Genomic DNA, 24,424 nt, shown 5'->3' on the forward strand with positions numbered 1-24,424 from the left:
TCAACAAAAAAGAGAGCCAGGGGGCTGGGCAGTCGGGGCGTCAGAGACCGACCTCGACGCGCCCCGCCACCACGCGCACCGGGAACGTGCGCACCGCTTCGGTGACCGGCGCCTTGCAGGGCGCCCCCGTGCGGATGTCGAAGGTGCCCTGATGCAAGGGGCATTCCACACAGCCGTCTTCCACCCAGCCATCGGACAATTTGGCGGCGCCATGGGTGCACAGGTCGTACAGGGCGAACAGCCCCTCCCCGTCGCGGAACACCGCCACGGGCAGCCCCTGCACCACCACGGGCCACACGGCGCCGTCCGGGAAATCCTCGGGCTCGCCCACGTCGTGCCAGGCGGCTACCGCGCCCTGCTCCAGTGCCTTGTCGGTCGTTGTCTGCATGGTGCGGGTCCTCAGATGGGGGTGGCGAGCAGGGTGGCCACGCGCGAGGTGTCGTACACCACGCGCTTGCTGCGGTAGCGCCACTCGCCCTGGTGCTGCACCACCTCGTCGAGGTAGGTGCCGGCCTGGTAGACGCTGGATTCGCCGGCCGCGCCGGTGATCACCACCACGTAGCTCGACTGGGTGTGCACCACGCCATCCTTCACCGCGGTGATCACCAGGCCCGAGGTGCCGTGGCGATAGACATGGTCCTCGTAGATGTTGGCGTGGCGCAGCGAGAGCACGCGGTCGCGCAGCATGCCGGCATTGCGGCAGTACATGATGGGCGCGGGAAAGCCCGCATCGAAGTTCTCCTTGGGGATGATCTCGTAGCGTCCCTCTTCGACGAAGAAGCCGGGCCACTCTTCGAGGCGGTTGTTGTCGAGCGCGCTCACGTAGCGGTGCTGCAGCTCCAGCAGTTCGGTCCACAGCTGCAGGCGCTCCTGGCGGCTGATGCCGATGGGGGCGGTGGGGGTGGTCATCGTGGTCATGGCGTGCGGTCCTTCAGTAGCCCATCAGTCCCTGGTAACCCACCCAGAAGCGGCGGATCAGGTTCTCGGTGATCACGGTGTCCATCTGCTCGGGCGCCTCGCGCGCCATGGCGATGTAGGAATGCTTGTCGCCATCGCGCACGGTGCCGCGCTGCACCAGCTCGGTGGCCTCGGTGTCCTCCATGGAGATGTAGCCCGCCGGCCCCACCAGGTTGGCCTGCAGCAGGCGCAGCTCGCGCAGCTCGGGCGTGTCGTCGGCATAGCCGAAGAAATGGAACACCAGCTCGAAGTTGCCCGGCCCCTTGGGCAGCAGTTGGCGCGCCACCAGCGTGTTGTGGATCTGCTGCACCACCAGTTGCGGAAAGATCGGTTGGATGTGGTTGGTGGTCATCTCGTCGAACTCCTTGATCTGGCCGAGCAAGGTGGGCTCTTCGAGCGTGAAGCCCTCGTCCATGGAGCGGATGTTCTGCGCGCTGTAGGCGGCGGCGGTGTCTGTCTCCACCTCGGGCTTGGTGACGGTGATGATGCTGTGCAGGCCGTGCGTCGCATCGGGAATGGAGCGCGCCTTCATCCCCACGCGGAAGATGTTGAAGGTGGTGTGGAACAGGTGCAGCAGGCTGGCGTGGTAGGGGTCCTTCACGTTCTCGAAGTACAGCTTCCAGTTCGACTTGGAGTACTGGCGCGTGCAGCCCAGGTAGACGATGGGCTTGTGGAAGATGCGGTCGATCCACGGGCGCATCTGCTCGCCCAGGTACTCGGGCAGCGGCGGCGTCTCGTCGCTGAAGGTGGCGAACAGCAGGCCCTTGTAGCTGTCCACCCGCAGCTTCTGCAGGCCGTGCTCTTCGGTCTTGAAGTCCTTGGGCATGCCGACCATGCCCTTCTGCCCACGGCGGAACGGCACGCCCTGCAGGTCGCCGTTGGCGGCAAAGCTCCACTGGTGGTACACGCAGGTGTGGCTGGCGGCGTTGCCGCGCTTTTCGCGGCACACCATGGCGCCGCGGTGGGCACAGCGGTTGACCCAGCAGGCCAGGCCCTCGGCCGTGCGCGTGACCACCACAGGGGTATCGCCGACAAAGGTGGACTTGAAGTCGCCCACATTCGGGATCTCGGCTTCCAGCCCCATAAAGCTCCACACCGGGCCACGGAAGATGCGCTCCTGCTCGCGGTCATAGACCTCCTGCGAGCTGAACACCCGGTAGGGCACGTTGGAGCCATCGGGCTGCGGAAAGAAGACCTGGCGCTGGGCCTTGAGCGAGGCGGGTGGCGCAACTTCGACGACGGGGATTTCAGACATGGGAGCGACCTCTTCGATTGGGTTGCCTCCATGCTAGAAATCAACGCCCTGCCCCGCTATCCACTATCGGCACGCGGCGCTGCGGGCCTGTCCGGTTCTTGCAAATGTGCGGTGGTGGCCCGCTCAGTTGACGGCGGTCTGGCTCGGCAGCTCGCCAAAGCGCTCGCGGTAGTAGCTGGAAAAACGCCCCAGGTGGCCAAAGCCGAACTCCAGCGCCGCATCCGTCACGCAGTGGCCGGGGCGCTCCATCAGGCGCGCACGCACGGCATCGAGCCGCATGTTGCGCAGCAGCGCCATGGGCGATTCGCCGTGGTGGCGCTGGCACAGTGCATTCAGCCCGCGCACGCTGACACCAGCGGCGCGCGCCAGGTCCTCCAGCGCCACGGGTGCGCACAGGCGGCTGCGCATGTAGGCGTCGAGCCGGTCCAGCCGGCCCATGTCGCTTGGCGGAACGGGGCTCGCGGCGTCAATGTCCATCGCCCCCAGCGACAGCAGCGGCGCAGCCGGCACCGGCACGCTCTGCGCGCAGGAGGCCAGGAACAGCGCCACATTGCTCTCCATGTGGTCCACCCAGCGCGCATGCGCCGTGCTTTCCACCGCCTGCTGGCTCACGTGCAGCAGCGATTGCATGAGGAAGTGCCACTGCTGGCCTTGCCCCGCGCTCAGCGGCAGCAGCGGGTGCACGAAGGTCGAGTCGCCCGCCAGCGACTCGGGCGCCCAGGCGCGCAGCAGGCTGCACGGCACCTTGAGGATGAGCTGGCGCGCGCCCTGCTGCCAGTGCATGTGCAGGTTGTGGCGCGGCGCGATCAGCGCAGCGGCACCGGCGGGCAGGCGCACGGGCACGCCATCGGACACCAACTGCGCCGTGCCCGAGAGCGAGAGGTGCACCAGCACGAAATCGTCGAACGGGCGCGGGCGGATCTCCACCTCCGCACCGTATTGCAGCATGAACAGCTGCAACTGGCGCACGCGCACCTTGGACAGCGCCGTGGCCACGGGCCCACCGCACCATTTCAGCCCATGGTCCGAGAACTCGCGCGCCACCAGGTCGTGGGAGTCCACCCGCAGGTCCGACGTGAAGACCGGGCGCTGCTGCAGCGCCGACAGATCCAGGGACAGGGCGGACATGGGAACCATCGGACAGAGACCTCGCGTGGGAAGGGACGCAGCTCGCATCGGGGCGCACCGCTTTGATGTGCATCAACCGCAGCAATTTCCATACCCATGTGCCGGCAGGCGCCCATGCGACACCCCCACGGCCATGCCAGGCGGGCTGCCGACGTACCATCGGAGCCAGACCCGTCCATCCCTCCCCTTCGCGTTCCATGTACTCCACCGTCCGCCCCTCGCGCAGCGAGTTCGTCCCCATCCGCACCCTCAAGTACCACGTCCGCCACTGGGGCGAGGCCTCCCAGGACCCGGCCAGGCCCCCGCTGGTCCTGGTGCACGGCTGGATGGACGTGGGCGCCTCCTACCAGTTCGTGGTGGATGCCTTCTCGGCCGCGTTTGCCGAGGGCCGGCACATCATCGCGCCCGACTGGCGGGGCTTCGGCCTGAGCAAGCTGCCGGCCCCATGCGACCACTACACCTTTCCCGACTACCTGGCCGACCTGGACATGCTCCTGGACCACTACGTCGGCGACCGCCCCGTGGACCTGGTGGGCCACAGCATGGGCGGCAACATCGCCATGATGTATGCGGGGGTGCGGCCCGGGCGCATCCGCCGGCTGGTCAACCTGGAGGGCTTCGGCATGCCGGCCACGAAACCCGAGCAGGCGCCCAAACGCTACGCCCAGTGGATCGACGAGATCAAGAAGCTGCAGCAGGGCGAGATGGCCCTCAAGGCCTATGACGGCGTTGAAGGGGTGGCCCAGCGCCTCATGAAGACCAACCCGCGCCTGTCGCAGGACAAGGCCGACTGGCTGGCCCAGCACTGGGCCGAGCCCAATGCACTGGGCCGCTGGGAGATCCTGGGCGACCCGGCGCACAAGATCACCAGCTCGCAGCTGTACCGGCTGGACGAGGCCCTGGCCCTGTATGCGCAGATCGAGGCCCCGGTGCTGGCCGTGGAGGCCAGCGACGACAGCCTGGGCCAGTGGTGGAAGGGCCGCTATGCCCTGCCCGAATACCACCAGCGCCTGACCCATGTGCGCGACTGCCGCACGGCCGTGGTGCAGGATGCCGCCCACATGCTGCACCATGACCAGCCGGCAGCGGTGGCCCGGCTGATCGAAGAACACCTGTCCTGAAGCGGCCTGTAACGTCGGGTTTCCACCGGTGCAAGGGGCTTTGCCAGGCCCGCCCCCGGTCCGTGAGAAAATGGTTGATTCGGAAGATGCCGAACCCGCGTTCGCGCCGCCCCATGCGGCCTTGTGCGGGCGGGACAGGCAGCGCCGCCAGCCAGGCTGCCAGGGCCTTGCCACCGCCATGCGCGGGGCACCCATGGTGCATCGACCACCCTACAGAACCGAACAACCATACGACAGGACACCATCATGGACGCAGAACGCATCAACCTCATCGGCACCACCCTCGACGACCTGGCTCTGCGCACGGCAGAGTTACGGAGGTATCTTTGACTTCGATGCCAAATTCGAACGCCTGAGAACCGTCAACGCCTCGCTGGAAGACCCTGCGGTCTGGAACGACCCGAAGAAGGCCCAGGAGCTGGGCAAGGAGCAGAAGTCCCTGTCCAGCGTGGTCGTCACGCTGGACAAGCTTACCCGCGAGCTGGCCGACAACGCCGAGCTGTACGAGATGAGCAAGGAGGAAGGCGACGAGCCCGGCCTGATGACCATCGAGGCCGAGACCGCCAAGCTGCGCCCGCTGATCGAGGAACTGGAGTTCCGCCGCATGTTCAGCAACGAGGCCGACCCGCTCAACTGCTTTGTCGACATCCAGGCCGGCGCCGGCGGCACCGAGGCCTGCGACTGGGCCAGCATGCTGCTGCGCCAGTACCTCAAGTACGCCGAGCGCAAGGGCTTCAAGACCACGGTGGAAGACGAAACCCCGGGCGACGTGGCCGGCATCAAGAGCGCCACGATCAAGATCGAGGGCGAGTACGCCTTCGGCCTGCTGCGCACCGAGACCGGCGTGCACCGCCTGGTGCGCAAGAGCCCGTTCGACAGCTCGGGCGGCCGCCACACCTCGTTCGCCTCGCTCTTCGTCTACCCCGAGATCGATGACTCCATCGAGATCAACATCAACCCGGCCGACGTGCGCACCGACACCTTCCGCGCATCAGGCGCGGGTGGCCAGCACATCAACAAGACCGACTCGGCCGTGCGCCTGACGCACATCCCGACCGGCATCGTGGTGCAGTGCCAGGACGGCCGCAGCCAGCACAGCAACCGCGACGTGGCATGGCAGCGCCTGCGCAGCCGGCTGTACGACTTCGAGATGCGCAAGCGCATGGAAGAGCAGCAAAAGCTCGAGGACACCAAGACCGACGTGGGCTGGGGCCACCAGATCCGCAGCTATGTGCTGGACAACAGCCGCATCAAGGACCTGCGCACCGGCGTGGAAATCTCGGCCACGCAGAAGGTGCTGGACGGCGACCTGGACGCCTTCATCGAAGCCTCGCTCAAGCAGGGCGTGTGATGCAGCGCGACGCAGCAGCCGCCACCACTGTCGAAACCACGGCCCCAGGCCGCAGCGCGATGCCCGTCGAAGCCTTCATCTTCGACATGGACGGCACCATGATCGACTCCATGCCCTGGCACGCCAAGGCCTGGGTGGAGTTCGCGCGCCGCCGCGGCATGGCCATTGATGTGCCCGACCTGATGGCCCGCACCACGGGCCGCAACGGCACCGAGTGCATCCGCGAGCTGCTGCAGCGCGAGGTGGAGCAGGCCGAGGCCGATGCCCTCACGCGCGAGAAGGAAGACATCTACCGCGAGCTGTTCGGCCCCTCGTTCACCGAGGTGGCGGGCTTTCGCAGCTTTGCGGCCCATGCCGCGGTGCAGGGCTACAAGCTGGCGGTGGGCACGGCGGGCGACATCCACAACGTGGCCTTCGCCATGGCGCGCCTGTCCATGGAGCCCGAGCCGCTGACCATCGTGCGCGGCGACGAGGGCCTGCCGGGCAAGCCGCAGCCGGCCATCTTCCTCTAAGCGGCACGCCGCATCGGCGTGGCGCCCGAGCGCTGCGTCGTCTTCGAGGACGCGCCCTTCGGCATCGAGGCCGCGCGCCGCGCGGGCATGCATGCCGTGGCGGTGTTCAGCACCCACAGCGCGCAGGAACTCGCCGGCCCGCACGTGCTGGCTGCCGTGCGCGACTACAACGAACTCATGAACACCGACTTTCTGGAGCGCATCCATGTTGCCATCGCATAACGCCGACGCCAGCGGAGCGGGCCCGGCCACCGCCATCCGCCGCGAGGACTACACCGCCCCCGCCTACTGGATCGACAGCGTCGAGCTGACCTTCGACCTGGACCCGGCCAAGACGCGCGTGCTCAACCGCATGACGCTGCGCCGCAACCCCGACGTGGCCGAGCAGCCGCTCAAGCTCGACGGCGAGGACCTGAACCTCGCGCGCGTGCTGGTCAACGGCCAGGGCACTTCGTTCAAGATGGAAGGCACCCGCCTGGTGCTGGAGAACCTGCCCACCGGCACCGATGCCTTCGCGCTCGAAATCTTCACCACCTGCTGCCCCGCCAAGAACACGCACCTGATGGGCCTGTACGTGAGCCAGGGCACTTTCTTCACGCAGTGCGAGGCCGAGGGCTTCCGCCGCATCACCTACTTCCTGGACCGCCCCGACGTGATGGCCAGCTACACCGTCACCCTGCGCGCCAACAAGGCCCAGTACCCGGTGCTGCTGTCCAACGGCAACCTGGTTGAAAGCGGCGACCTCGATGAAGGCCGCCACTTCGCCAAGTGGGTGGACCCGCACAAGAAGCCCTGCTACCTGTTCGCCCTGGTGGCGGGCAAGCTGGTGGCGCGCGAGCAGAAGATCCGCGCCCGTGCTGGCACGGACCACCTGCTGCAGGTCTACGTGCGCCCGGGCGACCTGGGCAAGACCGAGCACGCCATGAACTCGCTGATGGCCAGCGTGGCCTGGGACGAGGCGCGCTTCGGCCTGCCGCTGGACCTGGAGCGCTTCATGATCGTCGCCACCAGCGACTTCAACATGGGCGCCATGGAGAACAAGGGCCTGAACATCTTCAACACGAAGTACGTTCTGGCCAGCGAATCGACCGCCACCGACGTGGACTTCGCCAACATCGAGAGCGTGGTCGGCCACGAGTACTTCCACAACTGGACCGGCAACCGCGTGACCAGCCGCTACTGGTTCCAGCAGAGCCTGAAGGAAGGCCTCACCGTCTTCCGTGACCAGGAGTTCAGCCAGGACCTGGCGGGCAGCCCCTCGGCCCGCGCCGTCAAGCGCATCGAGGACGTGCGCGTGCTGCGCACCGCCCAGTTCCCCGAGGATGCCGGCCCCATGGCCCACCCGGTGCGGCCCGACAGCTACATCGAGATCAACAACTTCTACACCGTCACCATCTACGAAAAAGGTGCCGAGGTGGTGCGCATGATGCACACCCTGGTGGGCCGCGAAGGATTCGCCCAGGGCATGAAGCTGTATTTCGAGCGCCACGACGGCCAAGCCGTGACCTGCGACGACTTCGCCCAGGCCATTGCCGACGCCAACCCGCAAAGCGACCTGGCGCGCCTGCTGCCCCAGTTCAAGCGCTGGTACAGCCAGGCCGGCACGCCGCGCGTGAAGGCCACGGGCAGCTACGATGCCGCCGCGCGCAGCTACACGCTGACCCTGTCGCAAAGCTGCGCGCCCACCCCGGGCCAGGCCGAAAAGCTGCCCTTCGTGATCCCGGTCAACCTGGGCCTGCTCACGCTCGACGGCGCCGCCCTGCCCTTGCAACTGCAGGGCGAGGACGCCGCCAGCGCGCCATCGCGCACCGTGGTGCTGACCGAGGCCTCCCAAACCCTGGTGTTCACCGGCCTCGATGCCGCGCCCGTGCCCTCGCTGCTGCGCGACTTCAGCGCCCCCGTGGTGCTGGACATCGACTACAGCGACGAGCAGTTGCTTACCCTGCTGGCCAACGACCCCGACGCCTTCAACCGCTGGGAAGCCGGCCAGCGCCTGGCGCTGCGCACCTCCATCCACGCAATCACCGGCAGCGGCCCGAGCAGCGGCGACATCCTGCCCGCGGCCGTGGTCGATGCATTGCGCGGCGTGCTGCGCAACCCGGTGCTCGATGCGGCCTTCAAGGAACTGGTGCTCACCCTGCCGTCCGAGACCTACATCGCCGAGCAGCTCGACGTGGTGGACCCGCAGCGCATCCACGCCGTGCGCGAAGCCATGCGCGAACAGCTCGCCCTGGCCCTCAAGGCCGACTGGGAATGGGCGTGGGACCAGAACCAGGACACCGGCGGCTACAGCCCCGACCCGGTCTCCTCGGGCCGCCGCTCGCTCAGCGGCATGGCATTGCACATGCTGTGCATCGCCGCCCAGCGCACGGGCGACGAGGTCTGGCCCGGCAAGGCCTACCAGCGCTTCAAGGTGGCCAGCAACATGACCGACCGCTTCAACGCGCTCACGGCCCTGGTGGCCAGCGGCAGCGTGCACGCGGCCCCGGCGCTGGCGCGCTTCCACGCCCTGTTCAAGGACGAACCCCTGGTCATCGACAAGTGGTTCGCCCTGCAGGCCGGCGCGCCCGACAAGGGTGGCAATGTGCTGCCCGCCGTGCGCCAGCTGATGCAGCACCCGGACTTCAGCCTGAAGAACCCGAACCGCGCGCGCAGCGTGATCTTCAGCTACTGCAGCGCCAACCCCGGCGCCTTCCACCGCACCGACGCGGCCGGCTATGTGTTCTGGAGCGACCGCGTGATCGAGCTCGACGCCATCAACCCGCAGGTCGCCGCCCGCCTGGCGCGCGCGCTCGACCGCTGGAAGAAGCTGGCCGAACCCTGGCGCACGGCCGCCCGCGAGGCGATTGCCCGCGTGGCCACACGCCCGGACCTGAGCAACGACGTGCGCGAGGTGGTCACCCGCGCGCTGGCAGACTGACGACAAGCGACACACCATGGCATTCACCGATTCCGCGCAGGAGTTCGCGCGGCGCTTCAACCAGTTGCTCGACACGGTGTACGACGCCGACGCCATGTTCAGCGGCTCGGCCATGTCGGCCGACCTGGCCGCCCTGCGGCCTCTGGCCGAAGGCCTGGGCGCAGAGTCGCCCGAGCTGGCCCAACTGCTGTGGCTGCAGTTCGTGGTGTATTCCAAGCGCCAGATGGACGACGAGGGCCTGCCCCTGGGGCTGCGCTCGCTGGCCATCCGCTCGGCGCTGGGCGACCTCACCACGGCGGACCGCTGCCAGAAGCACTACGCCATCGGCGAATCGGCGCTGCAGTCCGAAGAGTACGACACCGCCATCGAGCACCTGCGCCAGTCGGCCCACTGGGCCGAGCAGGAGGGTGCCACGCTGAGCGCAGACCAGAAGCTGGGCATCCGCGAAGAGATCGGCTATGCCCTGCACGAGGCCGGCCGCTTTGCCGAGGCCCTGGCACACAACCAGCAGTTGCTGGCCGACGCACGGCAGGTATTCGGCTCCGACACCGACCAGCGCCTGGCAGGCCTGGTGAACAACCTGGCGCAGAACGCCTACGAACTGGGTGACCCTACCCAGGCACAGCACTACCTGCAGCAGCGGCTGGCCCTGGGCCAGGCCCTCAAGGACGATGGCATCGTGCTGGACACCCTGTTCCAGCAAGGCGTGCTGGCCCATGAGACCGGCGACAGCGCCCTGGCGCACAGCCTGCTCCAGCAGCGGGTGGCCATCGCCCGCGCCAGCGGCGACGAAGACCTGCTGGAAGAAGCAGAGGCCACGCTGGCCGAGCTGTCCGAGCGCGAGCAGCAATCCAAATAATCCAAAACCCGCCAAGGACGATTCAACGATGAGTTCCCGCATATCCCTCACCCGCTACCTCGTCGAACAGCAGCGCATCGACGGGCACATCCCTTCCCAACTGCGCCTGCTGCTCGAAGTGGTGGCGCGCTCGTGCAAGAGCATCAGCCAGGCCGTCAACAAGGGCGCCCTGGGCGGCGTGCTCGGCTCGGCATCGAGCGAAAACGTGCAGGGCGAGATCCAGAAGAAGCTGGACATCATCGCCAACGAGGTGCTGATCGAAGCCAACGAATGGGGCGGCCACCTGGCGGCCATGGCCTCGGAAGAAATGGACGGCATCTACCTGGTGCCCAACCGCTACCCGCAGGGCGAATACCTGCTGCTGTTCGATCCCCTCGATGGCTCGAGCAACATCGACGTCAACGTGAGCATCGGCACCATCTTCAGCGTGCTCAAGAAGCCCGACGACGACCGCGGCGTCGAGGCCGGCGACTTCCTGCAGCCCGGCACCGCCCAGGTGGCCGCGGGCTACTGCATTTACGGCCCGCAGACCACGCTGGTGCTGACCGTGGGCGACGGCGTGGCCATGTTCACGCTGGACCGCGAGCAAGGCTCCTTCGTGCTCACCGAAGAGAACGTGCGCATTCCGGACGACACCAAGGAATTCGCCATCAACATGAGCAACATGCGCCACTGGGACGAGCCCGTGAAGCGCTACATCGACGAATGCCTGCAGGGCAAGGACGGGCCGCGCGGCAAGGACTTCAACATGCGCTGGATCGCCAGCATGGTGGCCGATGTGCACCGCATCCTCACGCGCGGCGGCATCTTCATGTACCCCTGGGACAAGCGCGAGCCCAACAAGCCCGGCAAGCTGCGCCTGATGTACGAGGCCAACCCCATGTCCTGGCTGATCGAGCAGGCCGGCGGCGCGGCCACCAACGGCAAAGAGCGCATCATGGATATAGTGCCCACGCAGTTGCATGAACGCGTCAGCGTGATCCTCGGATCAAAAAATGAAGTGGAACGCGTGACAAGCTATCATTCCACGCTATAATCTAAGTCTTACGCCGGTGTAGCTCAGTCGGTAGAGCAGCTCATTCGTAATGAGAAGGTCGGGTGTTCGATTCATCTCTCCGGCACCAAACGCAAAGCCCCTGAGTCGCAAGAGTCAGGGGCTTTTTGCATGGCACCATGCCACGAGGAGCCTACCGTGAGCCAATCCCTCGATCTCGATCTTCTGCGCAGCCTTGTCGCCGTTGCCGAAACCGGCGTGCTGGGCAAGGCCGCAGCGCGCGTCGGGCGCACGCAGTCGGCGCTGAGCATGCAGATGCAGCGGCTGGAAGACGTGGCCGGCCAACCCCTGCTGCACCGCACGGCCCGCGGCGTGACGCTGACCGCGGCGGGCGAGCGGCTGGTGCAGCACGCGGGCGAGTTGCTGCGCAAGCACGACGAGGCGCTCGCCGAACTGCGCGGCACGCAGATCTCCGGCGTGCTGCGCTTGGGCTGTCCGGACGACTATGCCGCCGTGTTCCTGCCCTACCTGCTCCAGGGCTTCGCCAGCCTGCACCCCCGCGTGCAGATGGAGGTGGCATGCGCCCCGACGCCCCGGCTGCTGGAGCTGGTGGCCAGGCGTGCGGTCGACCTGGCGCTGGTGTCTGTGCAACAGGGCCGTGGCGATGGAGAAAAAGATGAAGTGGTGCGCAGCGAGCCCCTGGTGTGGGTGGCCCGGCGCGGTACGGCACTGGCGGCCATGGCCCCCCTGCCCCTGGCCCTGGGTGCGCCGGACGCCCTCGACCACCAACTTCCCCTGCGCGCCCTAAAGGCCGCGGGCCGCAGCTACCGCATCGCCTATGCCAGCAGCAGCCTCATGGGGCTGGTCGGCATGGCCCGCTCCGGGCAGGCCGTCACCGTGCTCACGCGCACCGCAGTGCCGGACGACCTGGAGATCCTCACCCCAGCCCACGGGCTTCCCGAGCTGCCCAGCGTGGGCATCACGCTGGCCTTCGACCGCACCCAGCCCTCCGCGCTCACCGCGGCGTTTGCAGCCCACGTGCACCGGTTCCTCCCGCTGGCCTGAAGGCCCGTCACCCGCAAGGGCCGGCCATCACCGCCCCTGATGCCGCGCATCAGAATTATTCGCTTCCCGGGCCGGGTTCGCGTCCCTAAGCTGGCAGGACGACAAACCACCCCGCCAGAGAGGCCCCATGTCACGCAACACCAACCCCACGTTCTGGGACAACGCCCGCAAGCACCTGATCCGCTATGGCGGCAGCTTCGAGCCCCTGATCATCGAGCGCGCCCAGGGCAGCTTCGTCTACGACGCCGATGGCCGTGCCATCCTCGACTTCACCTCGGGCCAGATGAGTTCGCTGCTGGGCCATGGCCACCCGGAGATCGCCCAGGTGGTGGCCGAGCATGCGCGCAACCTGGACCACCTGTTCAGCGGCATGCTCAGCCGCCCGGTGGTGGACCTGGCCACGCGGCTGGCGGAGATCGCGCCCGAGGGCCTGAGCCGCTCCATGCTGCTGAGCACCGGGGCGGAAGCGAACGAAGCCGCCATCAAGATGGCCAAGCTGTACACCGGCAAGTACGAGGTCGTGAGCTTCGCCCAGTCATGGCACGGCATGACCGGGGCCGCCGCCTCGGCCACCTACAGCGCCGGGCGCAGGGGCTACGGTCCGGCGGCCGTGGGCTCCTTCGCCATCCCCGCGCCCTACCCCTACCGGCCCCGCTTCGAGCGCAACGGCGCTTTCGACTGGCAGGCCGAACTCGACTACGCTTTCGAGCTGATCGACCAGCAGTCCAGCGGCAACCTGGCGGCCTTCATCGCCGAGCCCATCCTCAGCTCCGGTGGGCTGATCGATCTGCCGACCGGCTACCTGGCAGCCCTGAAAAAGAAATGCACCGAGCGCGGCATGCTGCTGATCGTGGACGAGGCCCAGACCGGCGTGGGCCGCACCGGCCTCATGTTCGCCTGCAACCGCGATGGCGTGGCCCCGGACATCCTCACGCTGTCGAAGACACTGGGGGCGGGCCTGCCGCTCTCCGCCGTGCTGACCTCTGCCCAGATCGAGGAAACCTGCCACGAGCGCGGCTTCCTGTTTTACACCACGCATGTCTCCGACCCGCTGCCGGCCGCCGTCGGCCTGAAGGTGCTGGAGGTGGTCACGCGCGACGGCCTGGTGGAGCGCGCCAGGGTGGCCGGGCAGCGCCTGGAGGCAGGCCTGCGCTCGCTGCAGGCCGAGTTCGACTGCATCGGCGACGTGCGCGGCCGCGGCCTGCTGCTGGGCGTGGAAATCGTCAAGAGCAAGACCGGCAAGCAGGTGGCCCCCGAACTCGGCTCGGCGATCACCCGCGCCTGCATGGCGCTGGGCCTGAGCATGAACATCGTGCAGTTGCCAAGCATGGGCGGCGTCTTCCGGATCGCACCGCCGCTCACGGTCAGCGACTCGGAGATCGATCTCGGCCTGTCCCTGCTCAAGCAGGCCATCGAGAAAGCCGCCTGAACAGCCAGCCCGGCAGCCGCACCGGAACAGAAGACGGGTATGCCCGCCTGCGGTGGTGCATCCACGACGAACCGGCAAACGTCAACAACCGTCAGTTGGTGGCGTTTACCGGCCTTTTCGAGGCCATGCGACCCGACCGTGCGGGCATACTGGATGCGGTCAACGATTGCAGCAGACATGAGCCCATCTTTCGCCCCAACCTTGCAGACCCCGGCCATGGACCGGAGCGTGCACGAGCGCAGAAGCGGCACGGACCGCCGCCAGCGGGAAGACGGCCCGCCCGGCAAGCACGAACGCCGCCGCTCCATAGAACACCGCCAGCCCGAAGTGCGCGAGCTGTATCTTTCACACGAGGAAATGCTGGCACTGGGCTTTGGACGGGCACCATCGCCCGCAGTGCAGCAACGGCCTGGCTGAGGCGTAAGAACCTGTTCAATGAACCCGGCAGGCGAGCCAGCGCCTGCCCTCCCCCTTCAGTTCATCTGCGTCTGGTAGGCGTCGCGCGCACTCAGCACCCGGTGGGCCACCATGTCAAGCGCCGGGCGCACGTTGCCCTGCTTGTCCGTCCAGACCTTGGGCGTGATGGAGCCGGCCACGGAGATGGACTCCCCGTCGTGCAATTGCTCCATGGCCATGCACACATCGTCATCGAACGCGATGACGTTGACGAACAGCATCTCACCTTCCGCACTGGGGGCCCGCACCTTGGCCACCATGTAGGGCTTACCCACCTTGTCAAGACGGCGCTCTGGACCCCCGTACAGGCGGCCCGAAATCAGTCCATCGATCATGCAATCCCCACTGAGCACTTGTTGTCGTTGTCGGGGCCACCACCCCACCCCACCCGGCTGAACAGGACACGCACCAAGGCCTGCCATGCGCACACACAAAAAAGCCCAGGACCACGGGCACTGGGCTTTCATTGCCAATGGCAGGTCATCGGTGCTGCGCAACGTCCTTCAGGCAGTCTCGGGCACGACTGCCATCGCCTGGACCATGCCACCGAACCACCCGGTACCCAGGCATGCCGACACCTGTGTGCGCAACCCCCACGGCCATCCCACAGCCTGTACCTATTGTAACCATCGGCCTGGATGCAAGGGGCTTTCGCCGGGCAGGTGCGGCGGCGGCGCGACAGCTGACCAGCACGGCCCGGGCGGGTGCGGCTCCCCGCGGTGCAGGGCAGCGCGGTCCACCGGGATTTGAAGCCACCCCACAAACCGGTCACAATGGCCCTGCAACCTCCACCAGTTCACACCCACCATCTTTCGAGAGGGGCTACCATGACTGTTCTGGACGACGCCAGCATCGAACTGCCCTGTCCGCACTGCCAGCAGACCGTCAAGGAACGGCTGGGCAGGCTCAAGCTGAACCCGCGCATCACCTGCCCGCGGTGCCGCCGCACCAGTGAGGTCCAGCCCGAGCAGCTGCAGCGCGCCACCCACAAGCTCACCCAGGCTTTTGCCAACATCCAGCAGTCGCTGGCCCGGCTGGGGCGCTAAAGGCCCGCTCCAGGGCACCCCACGCTCCTCGGGTGCGCGGGCGAAACCACCGGCTGCAGCGCCGGCTACAACACCGGCTTGGCAGGGGGATTGTTGGCAGAACCGGGTACAGCAGCGTCTGCGGGGGTCGCCGGCGCGGGCACTACATCGGCTGTCGATGCGGCAGGCGGGCCGCCAACCGGCGCCACCACGGCGGCGGGCGGCGTCCACTCCATCGCCAGGTAGCGCTGGCGCACCGAGTCCGGCGTCTGGCTGCAGACGTGCTGCCCCACCCGCACGAGCTCAGGCACGCGCACACACAGGCCCGGCGAGTGCCGGAACGGGGTGGTTGTGTATTCGTCCACGTAGCGCATCTCGCCATCACCCAGCCGCACGGTGTAGCGGAACTGGTAGCGCGACTGCGGCCTGCGGTCCGTGGCCGAACCAATGGCCGCACCCAGCGGCAGCGCAGGCGCCCGGGTGGCACAACCCGCCACGAGGACCAATGCGGCCGCGCCGCCCAGCACCTTAAGGTAGGAACTTGACTGCACGGCCCTTGCCCTCCAGGCTACCCCAGCTCATCATCGAAATGCCCACGTCGCCATAGCGCACCAGCACCACGGCGTCAGCACCCATGGCAGCAGCATTCTCGCGCAGCCTGTCGTTCACGAGTTCGGGTGTCGGCGCGGGATGGAAGGCCGTGGTCTTGTTGACCTTGACGGTGATCTGGCCAAGAGAAGTCTTCGACCTTGCGGTCGCAGAACTTACCAGAAACACATGGATACATAAACAAAAATGGGTTGCGCTGCCGGCGGCGAGCACCCATGCGAGGCCAAGGCTGCCCAAGGGCTCCGTGCAGGTACCGGGATGAAGGAAAGCATGACCACCAGAACGCGATGGCAAGGCCGCTGGCCGGCAACACCCGGTGTGCCGATCGCCAGGCTGCCGCAGGCGAGCGCACAAAGAAAAACGGGCTACCGCTTGTGGCGATAGCCCGTTGTTCATCGGAAAAAAATGGTCGGCGTGGCGGGATTCGAACTCGCGACCCCTTGCACCCCATGCAAGTGCGCTACCAGGCTGCGCTACACGCCGACAAGACTTAGATTATATGCACAAATTTGGCTAGTTCGGAGAAAGTAGGGCTCGAATCTCAAATAATTCCTGGCGCACTGCATTCGAGTCGAAAACAAAGGCCGACGAACCGATGGACAGCGCAATCGCATCATCGATCAGCATGCTCGGCGGTTCGATGTACGGCGCATCGGGATCGCCCTGCCCCACTTCGCTGCGCGCCGGCAGGGCCAGCTCCTGCAGCTTGTTGCGGGCACCGCTGATGGTGAAACCCTGTTCATACAGCAGGTCGCGGATACGGCGGATCATGAGCACCTCGTGGTGCTGGTAGTAGCGCCGGTTTCCGCGCCGTTTCATCGGGCGCAGCTGGGTGAATTCCTGTTCCCAATAGCGCAGCACATGCGGCTTCACGCCGCACAGCTCCGCGACCTCACCGATGGTGAAGTAGCGCTTGGCAGGAATGGCGGGAAGCACAGTACCCATGGGTGATTCAGCAATCAAACGGGAAAGCCTGCAAGGGTACTGCAGGCCGGCAGGAACCGCCAGACCGCCAGCCCCGATTCAGCCACCATCAGGCAAAAATTCACAATCCGGCTGCGGCCTGGATCTGTTCCTTGAGCTTGCTGCTGGCGTGGAAGGTCACCACCCGGCGCGCCTGGATCGGGATGGCCTCGCCGGTGCGCGGGTTGCGCCCGGGACGCGGCGCCTTGGTGCGGATCTGGAAGTTGCCGAAGCCCGACAACTTCACGTCGTTGCCCTCCACCAAGCTCTGCGAGACGAGGTCGAAGAAGGCGTCGATCATGTCCTTGGACTCGCGCTTGTTCAGCCCGATCTGGTCGAACAAGAGATCGGCCAGCTGCGCCTTGGTGAGCGCAGGGGTTTCCAGGCTTTCGACTGCAAATTCGATCACGGCATCTCTCCCCGTCAGCATCGTCATGTTGTTGTGTTCGTTCGCTTGGGCTATTGTCGCCGCGATGGTCAGCCGCGCAGCCGCGCGCCCACACGCTGTGTGAGCTGCGTCACAGCCGCCTGCACGGCGGACTCGATCTCGGCCTCGGTCAGCGTGGCTTCATCGCTGCCCAGGGTCAGGCGCACAGCCAGGCTCTTCTCGCCCGGGGCAAGGCCACCGGCCGGCGCTTCCTCCCCAGCCTTGAGCGGCTTGGGGCGGTAGACGTCGAACAGCACGGCAGAGCGCAGCATGCCACCAGGAATGGCCGCCTGCACGGCCGCCACCACCTCGGCATGCGTCACGCGCTCGGCCACCACCACGGCCAGATCGCGCTCCACCGCCTGGTGCTTGGCCACCGGCTTGAACTGCGGCACCACACGCTGCAGCACGGCATCGAGCTCCAGCTCGAACATCACGGGCGCCAGCGGCAGCTCCCACGACTGGCGCCACTGCGGGTGCAGCTCGCCCACGAAACCGATGGGCTGGCCCTGCACCAGCACGCGAGCGCAGCGGCCGGGGTGCATGGCCGGGTGCTCGCCGGGCTCGAAGGTGGCCTTGAGCGGTGCCAGCAGGGCCTCGACATCACCCTTCACGTCGAAGAAGTCGATGCCCTGCTCCTTGCGGCCCCACTGCAGCATGTCGTTGGCGCCATAGGCCACACCGGCCACGCGCATGGGCTGGTGGAAGCCCTCCACCGTGGTGTCGGTGTTCTTCATGCTGGCATCGCGCAGGAACACGCGGCCCAGCTCGAACACACGCACGCGCTCGGCGCGGCGGTCCAGGTTGAACTTGAGCACCTGCAGCAGCGAGCCCAGCAGGCTGGAGCGCATCACGCTCATCTGGCTGGCGATGGGGTTGAGCAGCTTGATCGGCTGGGCGTTGCCCGCCAGCTCGTTCTCCCAGCGCTCTTCCACGAAGCTGAAGTTGATCGTCTCCTGGTAGCCCAGGCCGGCCAGCGTGCGGCGCACGGCGAACGGGCTGCGCGTGGCTTCGGCCGGCAGCTTGGGCGTGATGGGGGCCAGCGGCGGCGTGGTGGGCAGGTTGTTGTAGCCCACCATGCGCGCGACCTCTTCGATCAGGTCTTCCTCGATGGTGATGTCGAAGCGGTAGGCCGGCGGGGTCACGGTCACGGTGCCTTCGCCTTCGCTGAACGGCAGGCCCAGGCGCTTGAACACGTCAGCGCACTGCGCCTGCGTGATCGGCATGCCGATGACCTTGGCCGCACGCGCCACGCGCAGCGTGACGGGTGCGGGCACGGGCACATTCACGCGCTGGTCGTCCAAGGGGCCGCAGGCCGTCTCGGGCGTGCCGCAGATGTCGATCACCAGTTGGGTGATGCGCTCGATGTGCTCCACCGTCAGTTCGGGATCCACGCCGCGCTCGAAGCGGTGGCCGGCATCGGTCGAGAAGTTGTAGCGGCGCGAACGGCCGGCCACGGCCTTGGGCCACCAGAAGGCGGCCTCGATGTAGATGTGCTTCGTGTCGTCGGACACGGCGGTGGCATCGCCGCCCATGATGCCGGCCAGCGACTCGACCTGCTGGCCGTCGGCGATCACTCCGACCTTGTCGTCCACCGTGATGGTGTTGCCGTTGAGCAGCTTGAGCGACTCGCCCGCCTTGCCCCAGCGCACATCCAGCCCGCCATGGATCTTGTCCAGGTCGAAGATATGCGAGGGGCGGCCCAGCTCGAACATCACGTAGTTGGAGATGTCCACCAGCGGCGACACGCCACGCTGACCGCAGCGCGCCAGGCGGTCCAGCATCCACTGCGGCGTGGTGGCGCGCGTGTTCACGTTGCGCACCACGCGGCCGGAGAAGCGGCCGCACAGGTCGGGCGCGCTGATCTTCACGGCCAGCTTGTCGGCGGCCTTGGCCGCCACGGCCGGGAAGGCCGGCTGCGACAGCGGCACGCCCGTCAGCGCCGAGACTTCGCGGGCGATGCCGTACACGCTCAGGCAGTGCGCCAGGTTGGGCGTGAGCTTGAGCGTGAACAGCGTGTCGTCCAGGTTCAGGTGCTCGCGGATGTCCTGGCCCACGGGGGCGCTGGCATCCAGCTCGAGCAGGCCGCCATGGTCTTCCGACAGCTTGAGTTCGCGTGCCGAGCACAGCATGCCCTGGCTTTCCACGCCGCGCAGCTTGCCCACCTTGATGAGAAAGGGCTTGCCGTCGTCGCCGGGCGGCAGCTCGGCGCCCACCAGGGCGCAGGGCACCTTGATGCCCACGCGCGCATTGGGCGCACCGCAGACGATGTTGAGCAGGGCCCCCTGGCCCACATCCACCTGGCACACGCGCAGGCGGTCGGCATCGGGGTGCTGCACGGCTTCCTTGATCTCGCCCACGACGATCTTGGAGAACGGCGGCGCCACAGGGCGCAGCTCTTCCACCTCCAGGCCGGCCATGGTCAGCGTCTCGGCCAGCTCGCCGGTCGAAAGGGGTGGGTTGCAGAACTCACGCAACCAGGATTCAGGGAATTGCATAGTCGAACTCTTGTACGGAAGGTGCCCTGCGCAGCCTCAATGCAGCGCGCGCCAGGGCGAAAACGGCTCGGCGGCCCAGCCTTGCGGCCAGCCTTTACTGGAACTGCGACAAAAAGCGGATGTCGCCGTCGAAGAACAGGCGCAGGTCGTTCACGCCATAGCGCAGCATGGTCAGGCGGTCGGGGCCCATGCCAAAGGCAAAGCCGATGTACTTTTCGGGGTCCAGGCCCATGTTACGCACCACGTTGGGGTGCACCTGGCCGGAGCCCGCCACCTCCAGCCAGCGGCCGGCCAGCGGGCCGGTCTGGAACTGGATGTCGATCTCGGCGCTGGGCTCGGTGAACGGAAAGAAGCTCGGGCGAAAGCGCAGCACCAGATCATCGCTTTCGAAGAAGGTGCGGCAGAAGGCCGTGAAGACCACCTTCAGGTCCTTGAAGCTCACGTTCTCGCCGATCCACAGGCCTTCGCACTGGTGGAACATGGGTGAGTGCGTGGCATCGCTGTCCACGCGGTAGGTGCGGCCCGGCGCGATGACGCGGATCTCGGGCATGGGCAGGCCGGCATCGAGCGCGGCGCGGTGCTGCTTCACATGCTGCACCGCGTGGCGGATCTGCATCGGGCTGGTGTGCGTGCGCAGCAGGTTGGGCGCCTCGGGCGTGCCGCCTTCGACGTAGAAGGTGTCGTGCATGGAACGCGCGGGATGGTCTTCCGGCGTGTTCAGCGCGGTGAAGTTGAACCAGTCGGTCTCGATCTCGGGGCCCTGGGCCACGTCGAAACCCATGGAGCCGAAGATGCCCTCGATGCGCTCGAGCGTGAGCGACACCGGGTGCAGGCCGCCATTGCCGCGCTGGCGCCCTGGCAGGCTCACGTCCAGGGCCTCGGCCTTGAGCTGGACCTGCAGTTCGGCATCGGCCAGCGCCTGGCGGCGCGCGGTCAGCGCGGCCTCGATGGCCTGCTTGGCGACGTTGATGGCGGCGCCGCGGGACTTCTTCTCGTCCACCGACAGCTGGGCCATGCCCTTCATGAGCTCGGTCACGCGGCCCGACTTGCCCAGGAACTGCGCCTTGGCGTTTTCCAGATCAGCAGGGGTGGCGCTTTGGGCAAACAGTTGCGTCGCGCTCTCGACCAGGGTATCCAACTCGTTCATATCGACTCTTGAAAATGAACAAGGGCTAGTGCCTTCACAAGCCCTAGCCCTTGCTGTTATTGCGCAAGCAGCCGTCCGGTGAGAGACGGCCGCCTGTCGTGAACTCAAGCAGCCAGCTTGGCCTTGACTTGCTCCACGATGCTGCCAAAGGCAGCCTTGTCGTGCACTGCGAGGTCGGCCAGCATCTTGCGGTCGATCTCGATGGATGCCTTCTTCAGGCCGTTGGCGAACTGGCTGTAGGTCAGGCCCAGTTCACGCGCAGCGGCGTTGATACGGGCGATCCACAACTGGCGGAACACGCGCTTCTTGGTGCGGCGGTCACGGTAGGCATATTGCCCAGCCTTCATCACCGCCTGTTTGGCGATGCGGAAGACGTTACCGCGGCGACCACGGAAGCCCTTTGCGAGGGCGAGAACTTTCTTGTGACGGGCACGGGCCGTTACACCACGTTTGACGCGAGGCATGTGAGTACTCCTTGTTCGTCGTTATTTACAGGCCAGCGCTGGGCAGCATTTGTGCGATCGAGCCCATGTTGGTCTCATGCACATTCACTGCACCACGCAGGTGGCGCTTGTTCTTGGTGGTCTTCTTGGTCAAGATGTGACGCTTGAAGGCTTGACCGCGCTTGACGGTACCACCTGGACGGACGCGGAAACGCTTTTTCGCGCTGCTCTTGGTCTTCATTTTGGGCATGTGAATGCTCCTTTTCTTTGTGCTCGTGAGGCGTTTGCAGAAACCGATCTGCAAACTTGTTGGCCCCGAGCCACTTTTTCAGCCTGTTTTCACCGGCTGTGCGGCAGTGCTTTCGCGCTGCCTATCGCCCGGCAATCCCTTGCGGGGATCGCCTGGCAAATCCTGTCTCTGTACTGCTGCCGTCTCAGGCGGCGCTGCCCGAAGGCGTGCCTTCGGTGGCGGCCGGCTTGGCTGCGGCAGGCTTCTTCTTGCCCGGCGCAATCATCATGATCATCTGGCGGCCTTCCAGCTTGGGAAACTGCTCGATGATGATGGAGTCGGCCAGCTCGTCGCGAATGCGGTTGAGCAGCGCCAGCCCCAGCTCCTGGTGGGTGATTTCACGGCCGCGGAACCGCAGCGTGATCTTGCACTTGTCACCTTCGGCCAGGAAGCGGCGAATGTTGCGCATCTTGATGTTGTAGTCACCATCGTCCGTACCCGGACGGAATTTGACTTCCTTGATCTCGATCACCGTCTGCTTGGCTTTCGCCTCGGCAGCACGCTTTTGCTCCTGGTACTTGAACTTGCCGTAGTCCATCAGGCGACACACCGGAGGATTGGCCGTGGCGGCAATTTCCACCAGGTCCACGTCCAGCTCGCCCGCCATGCGCAGGGCTTCCATGAGGCTGACCACGCCCAAAGGCTCGTTGTCCGGGCCGGACAGGCGGACTTCGGGGGCCATGATTTCACGGTTCAGGCGGTGCTTGCGCTCTTCACGGTGGCGACGATCACGAAATTCAGTAGCGATGGCTATTTTCCTTCAATCAAAATACTACAAAATGTGTAGCAACAGCCGCACAGCTGGCGTGCAACAAAGCAGGTTTTGACTCAAACATCAGGCTTTGGTGGCGATGTCCTTCGCGATCAGCTCAGCGAACGCTTCGATGGACATCACTCCGAGGTCACGATTGCCCCGGCCGCGCACTGCAACGGCGCCGGCCGCCTTCTCCTTGTCGCCCGCGACAAGGATGTACGGCAGCTTTTGCAACGAATGCTCGCGTATTTTATACGTAATCTTCTCGTTGCGCAGATCCAGGGCCACCCTAAGGTCTTGATTCGGCAGTGCTTTTTGCAGCCGTTCAACAATTTCGCGACAGTAGTCGGCCTGCGCGTCGGTGATATTGAGCACCGAGACCTGCACTGGGGCCAGCCACACGGGGAAGGCACCGGCGTAGTGTTCGATCAGCATGCCGATGAAACGTTCCATGCTGCCCACCGTGGCGCGGTGCAGCATCAGCGGGCGCTTGCGGCTGCCGTCCTCGGCCACGTATTCGGCGTCCAGGCGCTCGGGCAGGTTCGGGTCGATCTGCATCGTGCCGCACTGCCACTGGCGACCCAGCGCGTCCTTGAGCGTGTACTCGATCTTGGGGCCGTAGAAGGCGCCCTCGCCTTCGGCGATCTCGAACTCGCAGCCCGAATGGCGCAGGCCGGCCATCAGCGCCTGCTCGGCGCGGTCCCACGACTCATCGGTGCCGATGCGCGCCTCGGGCCGCGTCGCCACCTTGTAGATGATGTTGGTGAAACCGAAGTCCTTGTAGACCTTCTGCACCAGCGCCGTGTAATTGGCGCACTCCTCCAGCACCTGCTCTTCGGTGCAGAAGATGTGGCCATCGTCCTGCGTGAAGCCGCGCACGCGCATGATGCCGTGCAGGCCGCCCGTCGGCTCGTTGCGGTGGCAGGCACCGAATTCGCCGTAGCGCAGCGGCAGGTCGCGGTAGCTCTTGATGCCCTGCTTATAGATCAGGATGTGGCCCGGGCAGTTCATCGGCTTGAGCGCGTACTCGCGCTTTTCCGACTCGGTCGTGAACAGGTTCTCGTGGTACTTGTCCCAGTGGCCGGTCTTCTCCCACAGCTGCTTGTCCAGGATCTGCGGGCCCTTGACCTCCTGGTAGCCGTTGTTGCGGTACACACGCCGCATGTACTGCTCCACCTCCTGCCACAGGGCCCAGCCCTTGGGGTGCCAGAACACGGTGCCGGGCGAGTGCTCGTCCATGTGGAACAGGTCGAGCTCGCGGCCGAGCTTGCGGTGGTCGCGCTTTTCCGCCTCTTCCAGCATGGTGAGGTACTGCTGCAGCTCGTCCTTGGTGGACCAGGCCGTGCCGTAGATGCGCTGCAGCATCTCATTGCGGTGGTCGCCGCGCCAGTATGCGCCGGCCACCTTCATGAGCTTGAAGAATTTGAGCTTGCCCGTGCTGGGCACGTGGGGGCCGCGGCACAGGTCCTCGAACGCTCCTTCGCGGTACAGGCTCACGTCCTCGTTGCTCGGGATGCTGGCAATGATCTCGGCCTTGTAATGCTCGCCCAGGCCCTTGAAGTAGGCCACAGCCTCGTCGCGCGGCAGCACGCGGCGCACCACGGGCTCGTCCCTGGCAGCCAGCTCGGCCATGCGCTTTTCGATGGCCACCAGGTCTTCGGGCGTGAAGGGGCGCTTGTACGCAAAGTCGTAGAAGAAACCGTTCTCGATCACCGGGCCGATGGTCACCTGCGCTTCGGGGAACAACTCCTTGACGGCATAGGCCAGCAAGTGGGCCGTGGAGTGGCGGATCACGTCCAGGCCATCGGCATCCTTGGCCGTCACGATGGACAGAGGGCTGTCGGCCGTGATCTGGTAGCTGGTGTCCACCACCTTGTCGCCAATCTTGCCGGCCAGAGCGGCCTTGGCCAGGCCGGTGCCGATGGAAGCCGCCACTTCGGCGACCGTGACCGGGCCGGGAAACTCTCGCTGCGAGCCGTCGGGGAGCGTGATGTGAATCATGATGGGTATCGTCGGTGGATTGTGGGTATCGGGGGTCGATTGCGGGGCGCAGGCCAGCCGAAACCGAAAAACAAAAAAGCGCGGAACCGGCCGCGCTTTTGATTGGTGAGAGGTGAATCTCGTGCAGGCGCGAACGGCCAGCCACTAGTGGCCGGTGGAGAACTCCGTGGTAGTTCGCGGTGTCATAACCAGATTGCCTTTCTCGCCCTTGTGGGAAATCA

24 protein-coding genes, 2 tRNA genes and 1 pseudogene are annotated in these 24,424 nt (G+C 66.2%); 11 read left to right on the forward strand and 16 right to left on the reverse strand.

The annotated features are described in order from the left end of the window. Positions 1-40: 40 nt before the first annotated feature. The 4 genes from andAb to ACK59X_RS31900 form a co-directional block, all read right to left on the reverse strand. Entirely contained in the window at positions 41-388 is a 348-nt protein-coding gene (andAb, locus tag ACK59X_RS31885) for an anthranilate 1,2-dioxygenase ferredoxin subunit AndAb (RefSeq protein WP_007857444.1), read from the reverse strand. Positions 389-399: 11 nt separating this feature from the next. Further along, positions 400-918 carry an anthranilate 1,2-dioxygenase small subunit AndAd gene (gene andAd / locus ACK59X_RS31890; RefSeq protein WP_409963036.1) on the reverse strand — a complete coding sequence of 173 codons (519 nt, stop codon included), beginning with the start codon at positions 916-918 and terminating at the stop codon, positions 400-402. Positions 919-931: 13 nt separating this feature from the next. Continuing rightward, entirely contained in the window at positions 932-2,212 is a 1,281-nt protein-coding gene (gene andAc / locus ACK59X_RS31895; protein WP_409963038.1) for an anthranilate 1,2-dioxygenase large subunit AndAc, read from the reverse strand. 123 nt (positions 2,213-2,335) lie between these two features. Next, a complete protein-coding gene (locus ACK59X_RS31900) occupies positions 2,336-3,340 on the reverse strand; it encodes an AraC family transcriptional regulator (protein ID WP_409963040.1) in 1,005 nt (334 codons plus the stop codon). A 197-nt stretch (positions 3,341-3,537) separates the two neighbouring features. On the opposite strand from ACK59X_RS31900, the gene ACK59X_RS31905 reads away from it, so the two are divergent. The 10 genes and pseudogenes from ACK59X_RS31905 to ACK59X_RS31950 all read left to right on the forward strand — a co-directional run bounded on the left by ACK59X_RS31905 (position 3,538) and on the right by ACK59X_RS31950 (position 14,008). Further along, positions 3,538-4,461 carry an alpha/beta fold hydrolase gene (locus ACK59X_RS31905; protein WP_409963042.1) on the forward strand — a complete coding sequence of 308 codons (924 nt, stop codon included), beginning with the start codon at positions 3,538-3,540 and terminating at the stop codon, positions 4,459-4,461. A 246-nt stretch (positions 4,462-4,707) separates the two neighbouring features. Continuing rightward, positions 4,708-5,812 (forward strand): peptide chain release factor 2 gene (gene prfB / locus ACK59X_RS31910; RefSeq protein WP_184861001.1). Its coding sequence is split into 2 segments (ribosomal slippage): positions 4,708-4,788 and positions 4,790-5,812, totalling 1,104 coding nucleotides; the frame shifts between segments, so codons are not numbered across the junction. Between the two features lie 59 nt (positions 5,813-5,871). After that, a pseudogene (locus ACK59X_RS31915) lies at positions 5,872-6,546 on the forward strand (HAD family hydrolase). After that, entirely contained in the window at positions 6,530-9,244 is a 2,715-nt protein-coding gene (pepN, locus tag ACK59X_RS31920) for an aminopeptidase N (RefSeq protein WP_409963044.1), read from the forward strand. The pseudogene ACK59X_RS31915 and the gene pepN overlap by 17 nt, the downstream one beginning before the upstream one ends. A 16-nt stretch (positions 9,245-9,260) precedes the next feature. Further along, positions 9,261-10,103, forward strand: coding sequence for a tetratricopeptide repeat protein (locus ACK59X_RS31925; RefSeq protein WP_409963046.1), 843 nt, complete (start codon positions 9,261-9,263; stop codon positions 10,101-10,103). A 28-nt stretch (positions 10,104-10,131) separates the two neighbouring features. Then, entirely contained in the window at positions 10,132-11,139 is a 1,008-nt protein-coding gene (locus tag ACK59X_RS31930) for a class 1 fructose-bisphosphatase (protein ID WP_409963048.1), read from the forward strand. A gap of 12 nt (positions 11,140-11,151) precedes the next feature. Then, positions 11,152-11,227, forward strand: a tRNA-Thr gene (locus ACK59X_RS31935). 68 nt (positions 11,228-11,295) lie between these two features. Next, the gene (locus ACK59X_RS31940) at positions 11,296-12,162 is read left to right on the forward strand and encodes a LysR family transcriptional regulator (RefSeq protein WP_409963050.1); all 867 of its coding nucleotides are present in this window, start codon (positions 11,296-11,298) and stop codon (positions 12,160-12,162) included. Between the two features lie 127 nt (positions 12,163-12,289). After that, positions 12,290-13,591: an aspartate aminotransferase family protein gene (locus tag ACK59X_RS31945; RefSeq protein WP_409963052.1), complete on the forward strand. Its 1,302-nt coding sequence runs from the start codon at positions 12,290-12,292 to the stop codon at positions 13,589-13,591. A 177-nt stretch (positions 13,592-13,768) separates the two neighbouring features. Further along, complete coding sequence (locus tag ACK59X_RS31950) at positions 13,769-14,008, forward strand: hypothetical protein (protein ID WP_409963054.1); 240 nt, start codon at positions 13,769-13,771, stop codon at positions 14,006-14,008. A 56-nt stretch (positions 14,009-14,064) separates the two neighbouring features. On the opposite strand, the gene ACK59X_RS31955 is transcribed toward ACK59X_RS31950, so the two are convergent. Further along, entirely contained in the window at positions 14,065-14,382 is a 318-nt protein-coding gene (locus ACK59X_RS31955) for a single-stranded DNA-binding protein (RefSeq protein WP_409963056.1), read from the reverse strand. Between the two features lie 492 nt (positions 14,383-14,874). Here ACK59X_RS31955 and ACK59X_RS31960 point away from each other — a divergent pair, with 492 nt between their 5' ends. Next, entirely contained in the window at positions 14,875-15,093 is a 219-nt protein-coding gene (locus ACK59X_RS31960) for a hypothetical protein (protein ID WP_409963058.1), read from the forward strand. Positions 15,094-15,158: 65 nt separating this feature from the next. On the opposite strand, the gene ACK59X_RS31965 is transcribed toward ACK59X_RS31960, so the two are convergent. The 11 genes from ACK59X_RS31965 to thrS form a co-directional block, all read right to left on the reverse strand. Then, on the reverse strand, positions 15,159-15,623 hold the full coding sequence (locus ACK59X_RS31965; protein WP_409963060.1) for a hypothetical protein: 465 nt from the start codon (positions 15,621-15,623) through the stop codon (positions 15,159-15,161). Continuing rightward, positions 15,601-15,918, reverse strand: coding sequence for a hypothetical protein (locus ACK59X_RS31970; RefSeq protein ID WP_409963062.1), 318 nt, complete (start codon positions 15,916-15,918; stop codon positions 15,601-15,603). Before ACK59X_RS31970 ends, ACK59X_RS31965 begins: the two co-directional genes overlap by 23 nt. 169 nt (positions 15,919-16,087) lie before the next feature. Beyond that, a tRNA-Pro gene (locus tag ACK59X_RS31975) sits at positions 16,088-16,164 on the reverse strand. Between the two features lie 30 nt (positions 16,165-16,194). Beyond that, positions 16,195-16,626, reverse strand: coding sequence for a MerR family transcriptional regulator (locus ACK59X_RS31980; RefSeq protein ID WP_409963097.1), 432 nt, complete (start codon positions 16,624-16,626; stop codon positions 16,195-16,197). A gap of 100 nt (positions 16,627-16,726) precedes the next feature. Then, positions 16,727-17,080, reverse strand: a complete 354-nt coding sequence (locus ACK59X_RS31985) for an integration host factor subunit alpha (RefSeq protein ID WP_322596515.1) — start codon at positions 17,078-17,080, stop codon at positions 16,727-16,729. 41 nt (positions 17,081-17,121) lie between these two features. Then, on the reverse strand, positions 17,122-19,569 hold the full coding sequence (pheT, locus tag ACK59X_RS31990; protein ID WP_409963065.1) for a phenylalanine--tRNA ligase subunit beta: 2,448 nt from the start codon (positions 19,567-19,569) through the stop codon (positions 17,122-17,124). Positions 19,570-19,663: 94 nt separating this feature from the next. Beyond that, positions 19,664-20,716 carry a phenylalanine--tRNA ligase subunit alpha gene (locus tag ACK59X_RS31995; protein ID WP_409963067.1) on the reverse strand — a complete coding sequence of 351 codons (1,053 nt, stop codon included), beginning with the start codon at positions 20,714-20,716 and terminating at the stop codon, positions 19,664-19,666. A 104-nt stretch (positions 20,717-20,820) separates the two neighbouring features. Further along, entirely contained in the window at positions 20,821-21,180 is a 360-nt protein-coding gene (gene rplT, locus ACK59X_RS32000; protein ID WP_005795139.1) for a 50S ribosomal protein L20, read from the reverse strand. A gap of 25 nt (positions 21,181-21,205) precedes the next feature. Further along, a complete protein-coding gene (gene rpmI / locus ACK59X_RS32005) occupies positions 21,206-21,409 on the reverse strand; it encodes a 50S ribosomal protein L35 (protein WP_005795135.1) in 204 nt (67 codons plus the stop codon). 184 nt (positions 21,410-21,593) lie between these two features. Then, positions 21,594-22,202 (reverse strand): translation initiation factor IF-3, encoded by a 609-nt coding sequence (infC, locus tag ACK59X_RS32010; protein WP_409963099.1) that lies wholly within the window; start codon positions 22,200-22,202, stop codon positions 21,594-21,596. A gap of 81 nt (positions 22,203-22,283) precedes the next feature. Then, the gene (gene thrS, locus ACK59X_RS32015; protein WP_409963069.1) at positions 22,284-24,203 is read right to left on the reverse strand and encodes a threonine--tRNA ligase; all 1,920 of its coding nucleotides are present in this window, start codon (positions 24,201-24,203) and stop codon (positions 22,284-22,286) included. Positions 24,204-24,424: the final 221 nt, after the last annotated feature.

The sequence above is a fragment of the Acidovorax sp. genome (assembly GCF_046339755.1).
Classification (GTDB): Bacteria; Pseudomonadota; Gammaproteobacteria; order Burkholderiales; family Burkholderiaceae_C; genus Acidovorax.

Bases quoted from the DNA above. Each gene is read 5' to 3' on its own strand.
- pepN (WP_409963044.1), top strand. From the start codon at position 6,530: ATGTTGCCATCGCATAACGCCGACGCCAGCGGAGCGGGCCCGGCCACC.
- andAc (WP_409963038.1), bottom strand. From the start codon at position 2,212: ATGTCTGAAATCCCCGTCGTCGAAGTTGCGCCACCCGCCTCGCTCAAG.
- ACK59X_RS31905 (WP_409963042.1), top strand. From the start codon at position 3,538: ATGTACTCCACCGTCCGCCCCTCGCGCAGCGAGTTCGTCCCCATCCGC.
- ACK59X_RS31930 (WP_409963048.1), top strand. From the start codon at position 10,132: ATGAGTTCCCGCATATCCCTCACCCGCTACCTCGTCGAACAGCAGCGC.
- ACK59X_RS31985 (WP_322596515.1), bottom strand. From the start codon at position 17,080: ATGACGATGCTGACGGGGAGAGATGCCGTGATCGAATTTGCAGTCGAA.
- ACK59X_RS31925 (WP_409963046.1), top strand. From the start codon at position 9,261: ATGGCATTCACCGATTCCGCGCAGGAGTTCGCGCGGCGCTTCAACCAG.
- ACK59X_RS31950 (WP_409963054.1), top strand. From the start codon at position 13,769: ATGAGCCCATCTTTCGCCCCAACCTTGCAGACCCCGGCCATGGACCGG.
- pheT (WP_409963065.1), bottom strand. From the start codon at position 19,569: ATGCAATTCCCTGAATCCTGGTTGCGTGAGTTCTGCAACCCACCCCTT.
- thrS (WP_409963069.1), bottom strand. From the start codon at position 24,203: ATGATTCACATCACGCTCCCCGACGGCTCGCAGCGAGAGTTTCCCGGC.
- ACK59X_RS31995 (WP_409963067.1), bottom strand. From the start codon at position 20,716: ATGAACGAGTTGGATACCCTGGTCGAGAGCGCGACGCAACTGTTTGCC.
- ACK59X_RS31900 (WP_409963040.1), bottom strand. From the start codon at position 3,340: ATGTCCGCCCTGTCCCTGGATCTGTCGGCGCTGCAGCAGCGCCCGGTC.
- ACK59X_RS31960 (WP_409963058.1), top strand. From the start codon at position 14,875: ATGACTGTTCTGGACGACGCCAGCATCGAACTGCCCTGTCCGCACTGC.
- rplT (WP_005795139.1), bottom strand. From the start codon at position 21,180: ATGCCTCGCGTCAAACGTGGTGTAACGGCCCGTGCCCGTCACAAGAAA.
- ACK59X_RS31955 (WP_409963056.1), bottom strand. From the start codon at position 14,382: ATGATCGATGGACTGATTTCGGGCCGCCTGTACGGGGGTCCAGAGCGC.
- rpmI (WP_005795135.1), bottom strand. From the start codon at position 21,409: ATGCCCAAAATGAAGACCAAGAGCAGCGCGAAAAAGCGTTTCCGCGTC.
- ACK59X_RS31980 (WP_409963097.1), bottom strand. From the start codon at position 16,626: ATGGGTACTGTGCTTCCCGCCATTCCTGCCAAGCGCTACTTCACCATC.
- ACK59X_RS31945 (WP_409963052.1), top strand. From the start codon at position 12,290: ATGTCACGCAACACCAACCCCACGTTCTGGGACAACGCCCGCAAGCAC.
- andAb (WP_007857444.1), bottom strand. From the start codon at position 388: ATGCAGACAACGACCGACAAGGCACTGGAGCAGGGCGCGGTAGCCGCC.
- andAd (WP_409963036.1), bottom strand. From the start codon at position 918: ATGACCACGATGACCACCCCCACCGCCCCCATCGGCATCAGCCGCCAG.